13 protein-coding genes and 1 riboswitch are annotated in these 16812 nt (G+C 38.0%); of the genes, 3 read left to right on the top strand and 10 right to left on the bottom strand.

Going from position 1 to position 16812, the window contains the following annotated elements; all coding sequences use genetic code 11:
- Positions 1 to 26: 26 nt before the first annotated feature.
- Positions 27 to 530, bottom strand: a complete 504-nt coding sequence (locus ACIP9G_RS22115; RefSeq protein ID WP_401022360.1) for a methylated-DNA--[protein]-cysteine S-methyltransferase — start codon at positions 528 to 530, stop codon at positions 27 to 29.
- 121 nt (positions 531 to 651) lie between these two features.
- Between ACIP9G_RS22115 and ACIP9G_RS22110 the strand changes: the two genes are divergently transcribed.
- The 3 genes from ACIP9G_RS22110 to ACIP9G_RS22100 all read left to right on the top strand — a co-directional run bounded on the left by ACIP9G_RS22110 (position 652) and on the right by ACIP9G_RS22100 (position 3182).
- Positions 652 to 1383 (top strand): ABC transporter ATP-binding protein, encoded by a 732-nt coding sequence (locus ACIP9G_RS22110; protein ID WP_340822169.1) that lies wholly within the window; start codon positions 652 to 654, stop codon positions 1381 to 1383.
- Complete coding sequence (locus ACIP9G_RS22105) at positions 1380 to 2132, top strand: ABC transporter permease (protein WP_340822167.1); 753 nt, start codon at positions 1380 to 1382, stop codon at positions 2130 to 2132. Before ACIP9G_RS22110 ends, ACIP9G_RS22105 begins: the two co-directional genes overlap by 4 nt.
- Positions 2133 to 2207: 75 nt before the next feature.
- Positions 2208 to 3182 carry a proline dehydrogenase family protein gene (locus ACIP9G_RS22100; protein WP_340822165.1) on the top strand — a complete coding sequence of 325 codons (975 nt, stop codon included), beginning with the start codon at positions 2208 to 2210 and terminating at the stop codon, positions 3180 to 3182.
- A gap of 233 nt (positions 3183 to 3415) precedes the next feature.
- Here ACIP9G_RS22100 and ACIP9G_RS22095 read toward each other — a convergent pair whose 3' ends face one another.
- The 9 genes from ACIP9G_RS22095 to ACIP9G_RS22055 form a co-directional block, all read right to left on the bottom strand.
- On the bottom strand, positions 3416 to 4132 hold the full coding sequence (locus ACIP9G_RS22095) for a 3-ketoacyl-ACP reductase (RefSeq protein WP_340822164.1): 717 nt from the start codon (positions 4130 to 4132) through the stop codon (positions 3416 to 3418).
- Positions 4133 to 4218: 86 nt separating this feature from the next.
- Entirely contained in the window at positions 4219 to 4824 is a 606-nt protein-coding gene (locus tag ACIP9G_RS22090; RefSeq protein ID WP_340822163.1) for a response regulator, read from the bottom strand.
- A gap of 15 nt (positions 4825 to 4839) precedes the next feature.
- Positions 4840 to 5985: a sensor histidine kinase gene (locus ACIP9G_RS22085; RefSeq protein ID WP_445669072.1), complete on the bottom strand. Its 1146-nt coding sequence runs from the start codon at positions 5983 to 5985 to the stop codon at positions 4840 to 4842.
- 149 nt (positions 5986 to 6134) lie between these two features.
- Positions 6135 to 7166: a Delta(5) desaturase DesA gene (desA, locus tag ACIP9G_RS22080; RefSeq protein WP_340822162.1), complete on the bottom strand. Its 1032-nt coding sequence runs from the start codon at positions 7164 to 7166 to the stop codon at positions 6135 to 6137.
- A 175-nt stretch (positions 7167 to 7341) separates the two neighbouring features.
- Complete coding sequence (locus tag ACIP9G_RS22075; protein ID WP_401022354.1) at positions 7342 to 7842, bottom strand: GNAT family N-acetyltransferase; 501 nt, start codon at positions 7840 to 7842, stop codon at positions 7342 to 7344.
- A gap of 226 nt (positions 7843 to 8068) precedes the next feature.
- Positions 8069 to 11500: a methionine synthase gene (metH, locus tag ACIP9G_RS22070; protein ID WP_401022352.1), complete on the bottom strand. Its 3432-nt coding sequence runs from the start codon at positions 11498 to 11500 to the stop codon at positions 8069 to 8071.
- Complete coding sequence (locus ACIP9G_RS22065; protein WP_340822159.1) at positions 11493 to 13340, bottom strand: bifunctional homocysteine S-methyltransferase/methylenetetrahydrofolate reductase; 1848 nt, start codon at positions 13338 to 13340, stop codon at positions 11493 to 11495. The genes metH and ACIP9G_RS22065 overlap by 8 nt, the downstream gene beginning before the upstream one ends.
- 90 nt (positions 13341 to 13430) lie before the next feature.
- A riboswitch (SAM riboswitch) is annotated at positions 13431 to 13530 on the bottom strand.
- Between the two features lie 125 nt (positions 13531 to 13655).
- Entirely contained in the window at positions 13656 to 15044 is a 1389-nt protein-coding gene (hemG, locus tag ACIP9G_RS22060) for a protoporphyrinogen oxidase (protein WP_401022350.1), read from the bottom strand.
- Between the two features lie 306 nt (positions 15045 to 15350).
- Positions 15351 to 16640 carry a protoglobin domain-containing protein gene (locus ACIP9G_RS22055; protein ID WP_340822155.1) on the bottom strand — a complete coding sequence of 430 codons (1290 nt, stop codon included), beginning with the start codon at positions 16638 to 16640 and terminating at the stop codon, positions 15351 to 15353.
- Positions 16641 to 16812 lie beyond the last annotated feature (172 nt).

The following is a 16812-nucleotide window of genomic DNA, read 5'->3' as shown; positions in this document are numbered from 1 at the left end:
TTTTTGTTACAGCACTGCTTAAATATTTATTCAGCTCTTTCTAATTCAAGTAAAAATTCTTTCATTGTTAGCCCACTACGGAAACCTGTCAGCTTACCGTTTTTTCCGATGACACGATGACACGGAATAATTGCCAATATAGGGTTGGCACCTATTGCACTGCCTACAGCTCTTACCGCCTTTGGATTACCAATTCGCTCCGCAATTGCAGAATACGTTGTCGTCGTTCCATACGGCAACTCTTTCAACGCATCCCATACAGCTAGCTGAAATGATGTTCCTTTCACATGTATAGGTAAATTAAATTCAGTAAGCTCTCCATTAAAGTAAGCTGTTAATTGTTCAACATACGGCGTTAATTTTTCTTTATTTTCTTCAAAACTGTAGCCCTTAAACGGCTTTTGAGCCCATTTTTCCACTTCTTCAAACGCTGTATTCGGCGTTCCTATATATACAAGGCCTTTATCTGAAGCAATAATATACATATCACCTTGTGCGTATGTTAGTGTATCTACATATAAAACATTCATTATTCCATTCTCCTTACTTGTTTTCATTAGAAGTTTTCTTTAAATAAGGTAAAATAACTGTAGCGTCGAATCATTTCATATGAAAGTTATTTACCTATAATCTTAAAGGAGGTTCAACGACATGACAACGTTATTTGAGCCCGCTATCCACCTTCAACAAGTGAGTTTTTCAGCTAACGATAAGAACATTTTAAAATTAATTACTGGTTCATTCCCAAAAGGAAAAATTACAACACTTGTTGGTCCATCCGGTGCTGGCAAAACAACATTATTGAAAATGTTTAACGGCCTACTCTCACCGACAGATGGCCTTATCTTAATTGATAATCAGCCGATTGCTTCCTATGAGCCTACCACTTTAAGAAAACATGTAGGAATCGCTCTTCAGGCAGCACCCATGATTAACGGAACCGTATTTGACAATTTGGCACTTCCACTTGTTTTACAAGGAAAACAACTCTCACAGCAAGATGCATTCCGCTATTTACTGGACGTTGGTCTCGATGAAAGTTTTTTACATCGCTCCATCAATAAGCTATCTGGTGGGCAACGTCAAAAGGTTTCAATTGCGCGCACTCTAATCAACCAATCTTCTATATTATTGTTAGATGAAATTACTTCTGCATTAGATCGTCAATCCGCACAAGATATCGAAACACTCATTGTGAAATTAAACAAAAAATATGATGTCACGATAATATGGATTACACATAATTTACAGCAGGCATTAACGATTGGGCATTATACATGGGTCATGATGGGAGGAGAGCTGATTGAAACAGGAGAAAGTTCGTTATTAAAAGCTCCTAGTAATCCGAGAGTCGCTGAATTTGTACAGGGGGTAAACTCATGACTTATACATCGCTTTCGCTGACATTAATTTTCGTATTAATTCCGCTATTACTTTCAAAAACGTTTAAACTAGGCCTTGAAAAAGACACCGTTATTGCAACAATTCGTTCTATTATTCAATTACTTGCAGTCGGCTATATTTTAAAATTCGTTTTTGAAGCTGGAAGTTTTATTTATATATTTCTAATGGTAGCATTAATGATTTTAGTTGCAGCGTTTAATGCCCGTAAAAATGGTAAAGGAATTAAGGGAATCACTTGGAAAATAATAATTACGCTTGTTGTGGTGGAAATTGTCACACAAGGTGTTTTACTTGGCTTCGGTATTGTCCCTAGCACCGCACAGTATATTATCCCTATTAGTGGTATGTTAATTGGCAACACGATGGTATTATCCATTTTATTTTTAAATCGTTTCACTGCAGAAATTACAAGTCACCAAAACGAAATCGAACTCATTTTATCTCTAGGAGGCACACCTAAACAAGCAATTCATCGCCAACTAATCAATGCCATTAAAGCAAGTATGATTCCTACCATTGAAAGCCAAAAAACTATTGGACTTGTACAATTACCAGGTATGATGAGCGGTCAAATTATCGGTGGTGCAGACCCTATCCAAGCAGTTCAATTTCAACTTTTAATAATTTTCGCGCTATTAACAACCGCAACATTATCGAGCATAATGATAGGCTTTTTAAGCTATCCTGTGCTTTTCAATGAAAGATTACAGATGTTGGAAATGAAATAATTGTTTTCGTGATATCATGACATTCTCTATAAATATGTTATACTAGTAAGAAAAATGCAGTGAGGAGAATGACCCATGTTATTACGCGATTTTTTCATCCAATTATCTGAAAACCAACTATTAAATAGTGCTGCTAAAAAATACGGCTTAAAATTAGGTGCCCAAAGTGTGGTGGCTGGTACAAATATAGAAGAAACGATTGCAAGCATCAAAGAATTAAACGCACATAATATCTCTTGCACAGTGGATAATCTAGGGGAGTTTGTTGCGAATGAAGAGGAAGCTACAAAAGCTAAGGATCAAATCCTCGCTGTCATTGAAGCTATTCATGAAAACAATGTTGATGCACATATTTCGTTAAAGCCTTCTCAATTAGGCTTAGACATTGATGTTGATTTTTGCTACGACAATTTATATGAGATTGTAGAAAAAGCAGCAGCCTATGATATTTTTGTAAACTTTGATATGGAAAATTACGGCCGTCTACAAACATCATTTGATATGGTAGAAGAGCTTTCAAAAACATTCAATAATGTCGGTACTGTTATTCAATCATACTTTTACCGAGCAAAAGACGATCTTGAGAAATTTAAAAACTACCGTTTACGTATCGTAAAAGGTGCATATAAAGAGCCTGTGGAAGTAGCCTTCCAAGATAAGCTAGATATTGATTTAAACTATATCGAACTAATTGAATACCATTTATTACATGGTAAATTTACATCGATTGCTACACATGACCATAACGTCATTGCACACGTAAAGCGCTTTGTTGCTGATAACAATATTCCATTTGATAAATTTGAATTCCAAATGTTATATGGCTTCCGTACAGATATGCAAAAAGAACTTGCGAAAGAAGGCTATAACTTCTGTGTCTACGTTCCATTTGGCGAAGATTGGTACGGTTACTTTATGCGTCGCTTAGCGGAGCGTCCTCAAAATCTTAACCTTGTGACAAAACAAGTATTTACGAAGAAAACGAATACAGTTCTTGCTGTAGCAGCTGGTGCATTCGTTCTTGGTCGCTTAACAAAGCGCAAAAAGTAATAAAAAGAAGTTGGGACATAACTATTAAAATTTTAAGCAGATAATACCAGTTGATGGTAGAGAAGGCGGTGACTCCTGCGGAAACGCACGCAAGCGTAAGACGCAACAAGTCGCGCGTTAGCGAGGGTTGCGGCTTACGTGTGTGCCCGCCGTAGCGAACATCAACGGCATAGCAAAAAAGTGTTAGATTGATGGCAGTCAATCTAACACTTTTTCTGTTGGACATCTACTTTTTAAGGGTTTGTTGACCATAGACCTGCATGTTTTAAAACAACACGCGGATGTAATTTTAATTGAGCTACCATTAAGTCTGCTAAATCTTCTGCTTGCATGACTTTTTCCGGATTGCCATCAGTTAATTGTAATTCTACTGCCATATCAGTTGCAACAGTACTTGGTGTTAACGTTACAACACGAATATTATGTTTTCGAACTTCTAACATTAATGATTCACTCATGCCAATAACAGCCGCTTTCGATGCACTATATGCACTCGTAATCGGGGCACCTTTTTGACCTGCTGTAGATGAAATATTAATAATATCCCCTGACTCACGTTCAATCATTTCTGGTAGGACGGCACGTGTTGTGTAATAAACACCTTTAACATTTACATCTACAATATTCGTCCAATCTTCAGGTGAAAGTTCTAAAAACTTACCGAATTTCGAAATCCCCGCATTATTTACTAAAATATCGATTGGTCCTAATTCAGCTCGAATACTTTCTACAGCCGTTGTAATGGATTGCAAATTTGCTACATCAGCTGTAGCAATCGCGACTTTTACATCATATGCCTTTAGTTGTTTTTCAACTTGTTGTAAATTCTCTAATGTACGACCCACTAGCCCAACGTTGATGCCCTCTTTTGCAAAGGCGATGGCTGTTGCACGGCCAATACCACGACCGGCTCCAGTAATTAAAGCCGTTTTACCAGTAATAGTTTGCATATATCTTGCTCCCTTTTGAATAGTGATAGATAAAATCTATGTTTTTTAGCATACCTATTCGCCAATCAAAAGTACATTCAGAAGACTTACTTATTCCATCCTTTTTCCTTAAAGCGTGCAATAGCCTCAATACGGTTCCCGACATGGAGCTTTTCTAATATTGTTGAAATATAATTGCGCACAGTCCCTGCCGATAAAAATAACTCCGCTGCAATTTCTTTTGTTGTTTTACCTTCTGCTACAAGTGTTAACACCTGACTTTCACGCTCAGTTAGTGGATTTTCACTATCGTCCTCGTAAACAAAATCAACAAGTTCTGGTGCGTAAATTCTTTTGCCATCTACGATTGTCCGAATAGCACTCACCAATTCCTCGATAGGACTATCCTTCAATAAGTAACCTCGGACACCCGCTTTTCTTGCTCGTTCGAAATAACCAGGTCTAGCAAATGTAGTTAATATAATTACTTTACAGTCGGAACTCTGCAATTCTTCAGCCGCATCAAGTCCAGTTTTCACTGGCATTTCAATATCCATAATACAAATATCAGGCTGATGCTCTTCTACAAGCGCCAATGCTTCCTCACCATTTTTTGCTAACCCGACGACCTCCATATCTTCCTCCATACTAAGTAAGGAACGAAGTGCGCCTAATAGCATCCCCTGATCTTCAGCAATTACAATTCGTATCAAGCCATAACCCTCTTTCTATAGGTTCTTCAAATTTTCTTTAACTTTTTGATGTGTAATAGTCACCGGTATAGATACCGTTAAAGTAGTGCCATTTTCACTTTCTATTTTAAATGAACCATTTATAAACTCTAAGCGTTCATGCATCCCTTTTAAGCCATTACCTGACTTCAATGCTTGTTTTTTCGTAATCCCCTGTCCGTTGTCACGAACAACTAAGTGTACTTCTTTAAAATTTTGATGGAAGGCAATTTCACATTTAGTTGCTCCGCTATGCTTTACAATGTTCGTTACCGCTTCCTTTAAACACATAGATAAAACATTTTCCACGAGAGGTGGAACTTGCAATGATTCCTTATCTCCCTCAAAAACAAATTCCATCTCTGCCGCTTTTAAAATTTGAGAAATACGCATAAGCTCGTCTTCAAATCTAGTTGTCCGCATATCTGACACCAATTCTCGTACCTCTTTTAAGGCAATACTAGCTGTTTGACGAATATCCTTAATTTCAATTAAAGCTTGCTGTGGATCACGAGCAATCAGTCTCGAGGCTAAGTCGCTTTTCAAACCAATCATTGACAACTTTTGACCAAGCGTATCATGTAAATCACGTGCAATACGTTGTCGTTCCTCAAAGACAATTAATTCAGCTATTCGTTCATTTGCAGTTTCTAGTTGACCTTCTAAATTTTCACGCTTATTTTTCGAATAAATCGTTAAAGGTAGAAGTACTACTGCTAATATCGTTAGTACGACAAAAGGTAGCTGCGATAAAAATAAATGTAGCTCTACAAAGAAGCCAACTCCTGTAGAAATCACTGTAAAACCGATATGGAGCCCATACATTATGTAAAAGCCAACAGGTCTACGGATATTGCCTATGAAAAAGGCCGTAAAAATCGATAAATACACATAACCATACAATATAGTTAAAATAATATTAATGACCATTTCAAAGCTAATCCACATATACACTAGTCCGTTTTTAGAGTTCACAGAAAATCGATAAAAAATAAAATAGAGCATTAAAAAAGTTATCCCAATTGATATTTCAATGTACGATGATTTTCTGAATATAAAGAAAAACGGTAGAAAACAAAAAATAACCCATAAATAAACACTGAGCATAGGACTATTCGGAATGATACTATGCCATTTCTTCATCATAATCTCACGCTCTTTCCTACTTTTCCCTACATTATAACAAGAAAAGAATATTTGCGCCTTCACTTGCTATCCTGTAACTATCAAACGGACATATCCTTATTTATATAAAACAGCCATCCCAAAAAGAGATGGCTGGCTGTATTCTACTAAGCAGCAATACTGCCTTTCGCTTTTCGTTTTATAATTTCATTTACATCTTTAAAAGTTACAAATTTGCCAAGATCTTCATCGTATAATTTATAGCGTAAAGATTCTAAGCTTGTACGCAATGTAATTGTAGTAGCAGAGTGCAATGGCGGTGTTTCATTATGTGCTTTTTCAAGATTATAGTTCGGTACACGCGGTGCTAAATGGTGCACGTGGTGGAAGCCGATATTGCCTGTTGCCCATTGTAATAGCTTCGGTAGTTTATAGTACGAACTACCTTCAACAGCAGCTTTTACATAATCCCACTCTGAATCGTGCTCGAAGTAAGAATCCTCGTACGTATGTTGAATATAAAATAACCATATGCCAAGGGAACCAGCGACAAATAAAGTAACGCCTTGAACTAATAAAAATGCTTGCCAACCCATAGCGTAAATAAGACCTACACAGATACCTAAAATAATTATATTTGTTACGTAAGTGTTCGTGCGTTCCTTTTGTTTCGCATCTTTTCGGTTAAAACGATTCAAAATTAACACCATGTATAACGGCCCTAAGCCGAACATTACAAGTGGATTACGGTAAAAACGATACCATAAACGTTGACCTTTAGAACATTGTAAATATTCCTCTACTGTCATCATATCAATATCACCAATACCACGCTTATCTAAGTTCGAGCTTGTTGCGTGGTGGATTGTATGCTCACGCTTCCATTTTTCATATGGGAAAGATGTAATTACCCCAGTTACTAAGCCAACCCAGTCGTTTGCTTTTTTACTTTTGAAAAATGAACCGTGGGTACAATCATGGAAAATGATAAATGTTCTAACGACAAATCCAGCAGAAATAATACTTAAACCAGCAGTTAACCATGGCGAAACATCCACTAACATATAACCAGCAACCCATAGGACAATTAACGGAACAATTGTATTGACCATTTGAAAAATACTTTTACCTGTATCTGATTTCGCAAATGGCGCTACATCTTGGCGCAATTTCTTCGTTTTTTCTTTATCTGTTGCCATTCCCTTTTCCCTCGTTTCCTTTTGCTTATGACCTCATCATAAAACAAGAGTATAACTAGCAACAGACGCAAACATCATGAAAAGCGCATGACATTTGTCATACGCATCAACGATAGCCAAGTAAGATTTTTACTCCCCACTATGCATACGTTTTTATCATTAAAGCCAACTCACACTACTTTTGTGGTCCAGGTAAATGTAGTTGATAGAATACTAAATCCAACCATTCGTTAAATTTATAACCAGCATTTTTAATTGTTCCTGCATATTCAAAGCCTAGCTTCTCATGCGCCTTTATGCTTCCTATATTTTCTCCGTCAATACCAGCAACTAACGTTTTAACACCTTGCTCCTGTGCAAGCTTAATCAACTGATGCATTAACTTCGTTGCGATGCCTTTCTTATAATGGTCCTTATGCACATATACCGAATGCTCCATCGTATACTTATAACCGGGATAAGGACGGAACTGACTGTAATTTGCAAAACCTGCAACTACTCCGTTTTCTACATAGACTAGCAATGGATTACCAGCTGCTTTTTGCTCTTGAAACCATTGTTTCTTTTCTTCTAACGATTGTATCTCATACCTATACACTGCTTTACTCGTTAATATAATGTCATTATAAATAACTAAAACCTCTGGCAAATCTTTTTCTTCCATAAATCGAATCATCCTATTCACGTCCTCACCATAAAAGAAATAGACCCCACCGATAACGGCAGGGTTGTACTTAATGCAACTATTTAATTTGCCTCACCACAAAGGGCATATTGCGCTTTGATTGGTCATACGATTACACCATTTCAATATCCGCAACACACCCCTCATAGACGTAGACGTTCACTTTATTAAGTTGGCATTAAACCTTCTCCATAAAGATAAACCTTTTTTATCTATATTACACGTTAAAATATCTTGCATCTGGATGTGCAAAAACAATCGCAGATACGGATGCTTCTGGCTCCATCATAAAGCCTTCTGTTAAATGAACCCCAATGTCTTCCGGCTTTAATAAGCCAAATAATTTCTCTTGGTCTTCCAAGTTCGGGCAGGCAGGATAGCCAAATGAGAAACGTTGCCCTTGGTATTTCGCGGCAAAACGGTCGCGCATTGTGAAATCTGTATTATCAGGGAAGCCCCATTGGTCACGAATTTCTTGATGCATACGCTCTGCAAAGCCTTCTGCAAGCTCTAGAGCTGTTGATTGAAGGGCATGACTTTCAAGGAATTTTCCTTCCTCTTTTAACTGACGAGCTGTCGCCATAACACCTTGACCAGCAGTTACAACCATCAGTGCAATATAATCCATCTCTCCGCTATCTACTGTTTTCAAGAAATCAGCTAAACACATAAACGGTTCAACCTGCTGACGCGGGAAGGTAAAACGTTCAATTTCCGTTTTACTATCTGACGGATCATAAACGACAACATCATCTCCATCAGCTTGCGCTGGGAAGAACTGATACAAGCCTGAAGGTTTTAATAGGTCACTTTGTAAATAACCATCGACTAGTTGTTTTAGTTCTGTTGCCCGTTCATCTCCTGCATCAAGCAATTGCTGAACTTGTCCTTTTAGGCCTAAGTGGTGACCAATCAATGTTCGCATATTCACATATGGATATAAATGTGACACGGAATAATCCTTTTTCACATGACGACGAACATCCGCAGGCAGGAACACAGTCGCATCTTTTACTGTACGTACAGGCTTCACAGTAATTTCTTTCGCAGGTCGCGCTGCACGTTTCTCATCAGCCTCTAACCGTTTTTGACGTGAGTCTGCTATTTCAGCTAAAAAGTTTTCTCGCGTCTCTGTACCCATTAAACGATTTACTTGCTCTAGCCCCTGCATCGCATCTTTTGAGTAAATAACAGGACCTTCATATTCGTTTGCAATTTTTGTTTCAGTAAAGCGACGAGACAACGCTGCGCCCCCTACTAATATAGGAACATTAATACCTGCTGCTTTAAAGTCCTGGGCAGTGATAACCATCTGCTGAGCAGATTTAACAAGTAATCCCGACAGACCGATAAAATCAGGCTTTTCCTTGCGAATAGCCTCGATTAACTGTGATGGCGTTACTTTAATGCCTAAATCAACCACTTTATATCCGTTATTACTTAAAATAATATCTACGAGATTTTTACCAATATCATGCACATCGCCTTTTACAGTAGCAAGTACCATTTTACCTTTACCAGAGCTGTCCTCATTTTTCTCCATAAATTGCTCAAGATGCGCTACAGCTGCCTTCATAACACCTGCTGATTGTAATACTTCCGCTACGATAAGCTGATTATCATTGAATAAGCGACCAACCTCAGCCATCCCTTCCATCAATGGTCCATTAATAATATCAAGCGGTGCGTCAAAAATTTCACGAGCGGCATCAAGATCTTCAATAAGCCCTTCTTTAGTACCTTCTAAAATATAATAAGCTAAGCGTCCTTCCACTGTTTTCGGAATATCTGCTTCAGTTTTCTCTTTCTTTTTATCACGATAAAAATCAGTAAATACCGCTAATGTTTCATCATTTGTATTGAATAATAGGTCATTTGCAAGCTTAATTTCCTCTTCAGGAATTGATGCATAACGCTCTAACTTCTCTGTGTTGACAATCGCGTAATCCAAGCCTGCCTGTGTACAGTGATATAAATACACAGCATTCAATACTTCACGGCCAACTGGTGGTAAGCCGAAGGAAATATTACTTACGCCAAGAACCGTTAACGTGCGAGGCAGTTTTTCTTTAATAAGACGAATGCCCTCGATTGTTTCAAGTGCTGAACCAATATATTGTTCATCCCCTGTACCAACTGGGAACATTAGCGGGTCAAAAATAATATCCTCTGGAGCTAAGCCCCATTTCTCTGTTAATAATTGATAAGAACGCTCGGCAATTTCTAGTTTACGATGGCGATCTACTGCCATCCCTTGCTCATCAATCGTACCGACAACTAAAGAGCCACCATATTTTTTCACTAATGGCATTACGGCCTCAAAACGTTCTTCGCCATCCTCTAGATTAATAGAATTGATAATGGCTTTACCTTGTGAAAATTTCAGCGCTTCCTCAATTACTTTCTCATCTGTAGAATCAATTACAAGCGGTACTTTTACTTTTTTAACAACTTCCTGCATAAAGCCACGCATATCCTCTAATTCATCACGATCTGGGTTCGCTAAGCAAATATCTATAACATGTGCCCCATTTTTCACTTGTGCACGTGCTATTTCTGCCGCTTCCTCATATTTACCGTCAATAATTAAATTTTTGAATTTTCGGGAACCAATAACGTTCGTTCGCTCCCCAATAAATAGCGGACGCATTGAATCATCGTATACTAAAGGTTCAATACCAGATACAACATGACCATGTGTACTTTCCGGTAATTGACGCGGCTTTTCATCCTTCAGCACTTCTCGGATTGCCGCAATATGTGCTGGTGTTGTTCCACAACAGCCGCCAACAATATTAAGCCAGCCTTTTTCAGCAAAACCTTTTAATTTTTGAGATAAAGTTTCTGGAGATTCATGATAACAACCTTCCTCATCTGGCAAACCAGCATTTGGATAACAGCTAATATAGCCGGTAGAAAGCTCCGCTAACGAACGAATATGATCTGTCATAAACTCTGGACCTGTCGCACAGTTTAAGCCGACAGATAACGGCTTAATATGCTCAATTGATATGTAAAAGGCATCAATCGTTTGCCCTGCTAGCGTTGTGCCCATTGGCTCAATCGTGCCTGAAATCATAACAGGTAGTTCTTTTCCAGTTTCCTCAAACGCACGTGATACCCCCAGTGTCCCCGCTTTTACATTTAGCATATCCTGACTTGTTTCAAGAAGCAGTACGTCTGAGCCCGCTTCGATTAGTGCCTTTGCCTGTACATAAAAGTTTTCTTCAAGTTCATCAAAGGTAATACCGCCAGTTACTGATAATGTTTTGGTCGTTGGACCCATTGCTCCCGCAACAAAACGGGGCCACTCTGGAGTAGAAAACTCATCCACTACTTTGCGCGCAATTTCTACTGCACGCTTATTAATTTCTTCTGCCTTAGACCCAAGGCTATATTCATTTAATACGAGAGGCGTACCTCCAAACGTATTTGTACAAATAATATCCGCACCAGCCTCTAAATATTTACGGTGAACTTTTTCAAGCACATCAGGTCTAGTTAATACAAGATTCTCGTTACAACCATCAAGCTCCTCGCCACCAAAATCTTCTGCTGATAAGTTTTCATTTTGAAGCATTGTACCCATTGCGCCATCCAGAATTAATATTCGTTTCTCTAGTTGCTCTTCAATCAAATGCTTAGCCATCTATACTTACCCCTTTTTTCTGTTCATCCAATTGCTCAATAAATTTCATTAACTCTAGCGTCATATCATAGCGTAAAAACGGTGTAATTAAGTAAATACCATTGAAATACTCTGCAGCTACTTCTACTAACTCTTTAGCAATTGCAATCCCTTCTAATGTTGAACGTTCCTTATCTTCACCACATGCCTTCATGCGTGACAGTGCATCGTCAGATAGTTTGATACCTGGTACTTCATGGTGTAAAAACTCAGCGCTCTTATAGCTCGTTACTGGCATAATACCAATATAAATTGGTGCATCTAAATGCTTTGTTGCCTCATAAATTTCAATGATTTTTTCTTTCGTATAAACTGGTTGAGAAATAAAGTAATCCGCACCATGCTCTATTTTTTTCTCTAGTCGAGCTACTGCTCGGTCTAGTACACGTACATTTGGGTTAAATGCTGCCGCTACAGAGAAGTTTGCCTTTTTACGAAGTGGCTTTCCGGAAAATGAAATACCGTCATTTAACTGTTTAATCAGCTGGATTAGCTCCATAGAAGATACATCATAAACGCTTGTGGCACCTGGGAAATCACCTACCTTAGTCGGATCTCCAGTAACCGCTAAAATATCATGAATGCCAAGTGCATTTAAGCCCATTAAATGTGACTGTAATCCAATTAAATTACGATCACGGCACGTTATATGCGTTAACGGTCGGACACCGTGCGTTTCCTTCAATAACGCACCCATTGCCACATTACTAATGCGGGGCGATGCAAGTGAATTATCTGCCATCATCACTACATCAGCGCCTGCTTCATATAATTTTTTCGCACCTTGAATAAAGCCGTCAATTTCTAAATGCCTCGGTGTGTCTAACTCCACGATAACCGAACGCTCGCGCTTTACCTTCGCGTGCAATGGCTCATACGTCGCAGGCTCTGCTTCACGTACAACCTGTACTTTTTCAGGCTTTGCTAACTTTTCTTCAATAGGTGTTAACTCTTCTAAATATTTTTTCGCTGCTGCTATGTGCTTTGGTGTTGTACCACAGCACCCACCGATTAAACGAACACCTTGGTCAACCAGTGCAACTGCGGCACGACCAAAATAATCAGCTTCTGACTCATATACGACACGCCCATCCTCTAAATCTAGCAAGGATGCATTTGGATATGCAGACATAAATGCTTTTTCAGGAAGCTCAACTCCTTCAAATGCTTGAATTGTATGATGCGGTCCTAAACGACAATTTACGCCTACTACATCTGCACCAAGAGCCTCTAACTCGTGCAATGCTTGATTTAATGCCATTCCATTTTGTAACACGCCCGGTTCATGCATCGACACCTGCGCAATAATTGGTAGCTTTGTTTTGGCACGTAACATTTTCAACGTTGCGCTTAACTCTTCGAAATCATAATACGTTTCAAGTAAAAGGCCATCTGGATTGCCTGCAAGTAACACATTTGCTTGCTCTTCAACTGTCGATAAAATTTCCTCTAACGTTGCATCACTTTTACGAATACCACGGATGCCTCCAATTGTGCCTAACACAAATTGTCCGCCATCTGCTGCTGCACGTTTCGCAATCGTGATTGCAGCTTCATTAAACTGCTGAACTCGCGATTCTAAACCGTAGCGTGCTAATTTAATCGCATTAGCACCGTAAGTATTTGTCTGAATCACATCTGCACCAGCAGCAATATATTCTTTATGGATTTTTTCAATTAACTTCGGTCTCTGTACATTCATTTCTTCATGGCAGTACTCCAAGCCGTAGCCATATAATACAGTACCAATAGCACCATCTGCAGTTAATACATGTGATTTTAACTTTTCTAGCAATCCCATAAAACGTAACCCTCACTTTCCTTGTATCCAAAAATATAAAAAGCCTTCTTTTAAAAAAAGAAGGCTTTAACGAATCGTAATTGTTTTTCCTTCTCATCTTCGACCAAAAAGGTCTTCTGGATTTAGCACCTGACATTAGTTGGTTGCTGAAGCTTCATAGGGCCAGTCCCTCGGCTTCTCTCGATAAGAATGTAGTATGAATTTTTCAAATAATTAAAAGAATCATATCGTTTACAGGCGATAGAGTCAAGACTATTTCACTTAACAAAGGAGATTTCTCCAGAAAAATATCAAATTTCCGCATTTGTTTTACGGTTATACTAGTTTTTCTCCAAGCTCTTCGCCTATTTTTTTACCATTTTGAATACAAGCACCAATGCCTACTCCGAAATAAGAACAGCCTGCAATCGATAAATTTGGATACCTTTCTGCAAGCTCAGCTGTTAAGCCCTTCAATGCCTCATGATGTGCTAAATCGTATTTTGGCATTTGATCAATCCATTTCGCAACATTAACTACAGTTGGCTTTTCATCAATCCCTAAACTTTTCTTTACATCGTCTAATGCGACAGCAGCTAGTTCTTCATCTGTCATCTTACATAATTTTTCATACGCAGGATTGATGCTCTTATAAAAGAGTCGTACAAGCAATTTACTATTAGCAGATGTATGCTTCCATTTTCGACTTGTCCAAGTTGCTGCATTGCATTGGACATTTGAATTATGTGACACAATAAAACCCGTTCCATCTGCTGGTAGCACTGCATCCGGTACATCAAAACCTAAGTAAATTGTTATTGCAGAAGCTGTAGTAAATTCCTTAAAATAATGATCTAACGATGGGTCCTGTAATAAGCTTTGCACCGCTTCATTGGGCAACGCTAGAACAACGTGATTAGCCTCAATCTTTCTACTATTTGCTAATGTAATTGTATATTGCCCTTCATGTTTCTTTACACTTGTTGTTGCTACACCTTTAATAATTTCTACTTCTGTTAACGTTTCATCAAGGCGGTCAATTAGAGATGATAAGCCTTTTTTAAACGAAATAAACTTTTTATTGGAAGCTTTCATAAATTGTTCGCGATTTGCATCAAACCCCTTGATGATGCTACCGTATTCATTTTTATAATCGATTAAGTACGGCAATGTAGAAGCAATCGAAAGTTGATGTAGGTCACCAGAATATACTCCTGCTAATACTGGCGCTATTTGATTTTGCACAAGCTCTTCACCTAAGTAATACGTTAAAAACTCGCCTATTGAGCTTTCTTTCGTAAAACCTTTATTCGGCATCGTTAAGTCCTGTAATGCGATTTGCTTACCAGCTTCTGATACAAGCGTACTTGCTTCCAGAGATGCTAAACTCATAGGAATACCGAATGTTGAATCAGCTGGTATTGCATGTAATTCGTCGTTTGTATAGATATAAGATACACCTGTTTCGTTGTACACTAGCTCCTGTTCAAAGTTAAGCTCCTGTACTAGCTCCATAACACCTTTATGACGAGCTACAATTGAATCAGCGCCCGTTTCCATTATAAAACCATGGTCATATGCGGAGTATAGCTTTCCACCTAAGTATGCATTTTTTTCAACAAGTACTAGGTTTACATCTATTTTTTTCTCCAATACTTGACGTTGTAGATAATGCATCGTACATAAACCTGTAATCCCGCCACCCAATACAACTATTGTTTCCATGAAGATCGCCCCTAATTTCTTTATTTATCTCCTATTAGTATAAACTGTTTTTGCAAACATTTACGTTCAACCCATTACAAATTTAGCAAAAATGAAGCAATCAAAAAATAAATAGCCGTTGATTGCGCTACGGGTAAATTGTTTGAGTGCCTGGCACCCTTAATAAAAATCCACTTCGTTTTCCGTAAAGGAGGGCAAGAGCACAAAGACGATAAAGCTCCTATCCTACCTGCGGAAAGCAAAGCGGATTGTAAATTAATTTGTTATTTAGAGGACATTTAAGCCCCATTTTATAAAATCATTAAATTAGTTTAAGTTTTGGGCAACATTCGCTAATTTATCTGCTGAATTTGTAACTTCATTAAATGCAAGTCCAAGCTCATTAAGAATCTCAGCCACAGCGAGCACTTCTTTTTCCATGCGATCATTTTGACACTTAGCTTGTGTCATAGCATCTAAAATTTTGTTAAATTGCCCCTCAGTTTGCGTCATGTTTTCCTCACCTGACGCAACTTCTTCCTGAATATGACTAAGTGTATGAGCAAGCTTATCCGTTCGCTCCGTCGTCTTTTCTAATAATTTAGCTACGGATGTGACAGATTCCTTTGTTTGACTAGATAATTTACGAACTTCATCGGCTACTACACTAAAGCCTTTCCCCGCTTCTCCAGCACGAGCTGCTTCAATAGCTGCATTTAAAGCTAATAAATTTGTTTGATTTGCAATGTTCGTCACAACATTCATAATCGCTTCCATTTCCTTAGACATTTCTGTCAATTGCTTAATATTGTCTGTAATATCATCTACTGATTGAATAATGTTACTCATATTTTTTGATTGATGTTGTAGACGTTCCCGACCTTCAATCGCCTGACTTTCAGCTAGCGTACTAACCTGCAATGATCTTTTCGCCAATTCCTTAATCTCATGTGATTGATTATTTAATTGATGGAATGAGGCGTTTGTTTCTTCAGAAATTGCAGCAAGCCCCTCTGAAGATTCCACGATTTTTCTCTCAACTGCCTCTTTCTCACGTTCTACATTTTCCTTTAGTCGTTCGACTGTACTTTCAAAAGCCTCTAATACAAGCTGCTGCTCAAAATTAGAAATTTTAGAGATTGCACGAATTGTATTAAATTGGTCCATAGGGTGTTCTACATGTTTTTCTACCAAGTCAATAAATGAAATGGCTAAATCTTGGAAAGCACAAATATACCATTGTGTTCTAAGGCCGATATGTACATGTACTTTTGCGATACTTACTCGTCTTTTATAAAACTCTTCATCTATTGTACCGTTAAACATTTCAATAATATGACGGCGCAATGTGACCTTCAACTTATCTACAGAACTATGTTTATTAATAATATCTACTAAACTTTGCTCAGTTCCAATCATTCCATAAAATCGGTCTACGATTTGATTTATGTTGTCCTCAACAAATGGTTTAAAAGCCTTTAAATATTGTAAATCTAGTTTGGTCAAATTTAACATTTCAATCTGCTTCACCAATGTTCGTGAGTTCGGAACATCCATTGTCACTGAGTATTGTTGTAAATCTAATGGCATTGCCTTTTTCTGTTTTTGAAAAATCACACTTTTCCCTCTTTCATATACATGTTCTTTTGAAGAGCTGAGCATAATCTATTTCCGTTTACCCAAATATATTTATAAATATACGAAAAAATACCACGACCGCTAATAAATTAACAAGAAAATAATATAACAAAATAACATCATAATAATCAATAATTCATTAATTTTACAT

Source organism: Lysinibacillus sp. NPDC093197 (genome assembly GCF_044754025.1).
Taxonomy (GTDB): domain Bacteria; phylum Bacillota; class Bacilli; order Bacillales_A; family Planococcaceae; genus Lysinibacillus.
Note: the sequence above shows the minus strand (reverse complement) of the source record. Positions and strands in the feature narration are given on the sequence as shown.

Bases quoted from the DNA above. Each gene is read 5' to 3' on its own strand.
- metH (WP_401022352.1), bottom strand. From the start codon at position 11,500: ATGGCTAAGCATTTGATTGAAGAGCAACTAGAGAAACGAATATTAATT.
- ACIP9G_RS22105 (WP_340822167.1), top strand. From the start codon at position 1,380: ATGACTTATACATCGCTTTCGCTGACATTAATTTTCGTATTAATTCCG.
- desA (WP_340822162.1), bottom strand. From the start codon at position 7,166: ATGGCAACAGATAAAGAAAAAACGAAGAAATTGCGCCAAGATGTAGCG.
- ACIP9G_RS22065 (WP_340822159.1), bottom strand. From the start codon at position 13,340: ATGGGATTGCTAGAAAAGTTAAAATCACATGTATTAACTGCAGATGGT.
- ACIP9G_RS22100 (WP_340822165.1), top strand. From the start codon at position 2,208: ATGTTATTACGCGATTTTTTCATCCAATTATCTGAAAACCAACTATTA.
- ACIP9G_RS22075 (WP_401022354.1), bottom strand. From the start codon at position 7,842: ATGATTCGATTTATGGAAGAAAAAGATTTGCCAGAGGTTTTAGTTATT.
- ACIP9G_RS22110 (WP_340822169.1), top strand. From the start codon at position 652: ATGACAACGTTATTTGAGCCCGCTATCCACCTTCAACAAGTGAGTTTT.
- ACIP9G_RS22085 (WP_445669072.1), bottom strand. From the start codon at position 5,985: ATGAAGAAATGGCATAGTATCATTCCGAATAGTCCTATGCTCAGTGTT.
- ACIP9G_RS22095 (WP_340822164.1), bottom strand. From the start codon at position 4,132: ATGCAAACTATTACTGGTAAAACGGCTTTAATTACTGGAGCCGGTCGT.
- hemG (WP_401022350.1), bottom strand. From the start codon at position 15,044: ATGGAAACAATAGTTGTATTGGGTGGCGGGATTACAGGTTTATGTACG.
- ACIP9G_RS22115 (WP_401022360.1), bottom strand. From the start codon at position 530: ATGAATGTTTTATATGTAGATACACTAACATACGCACAAGGTGATATG.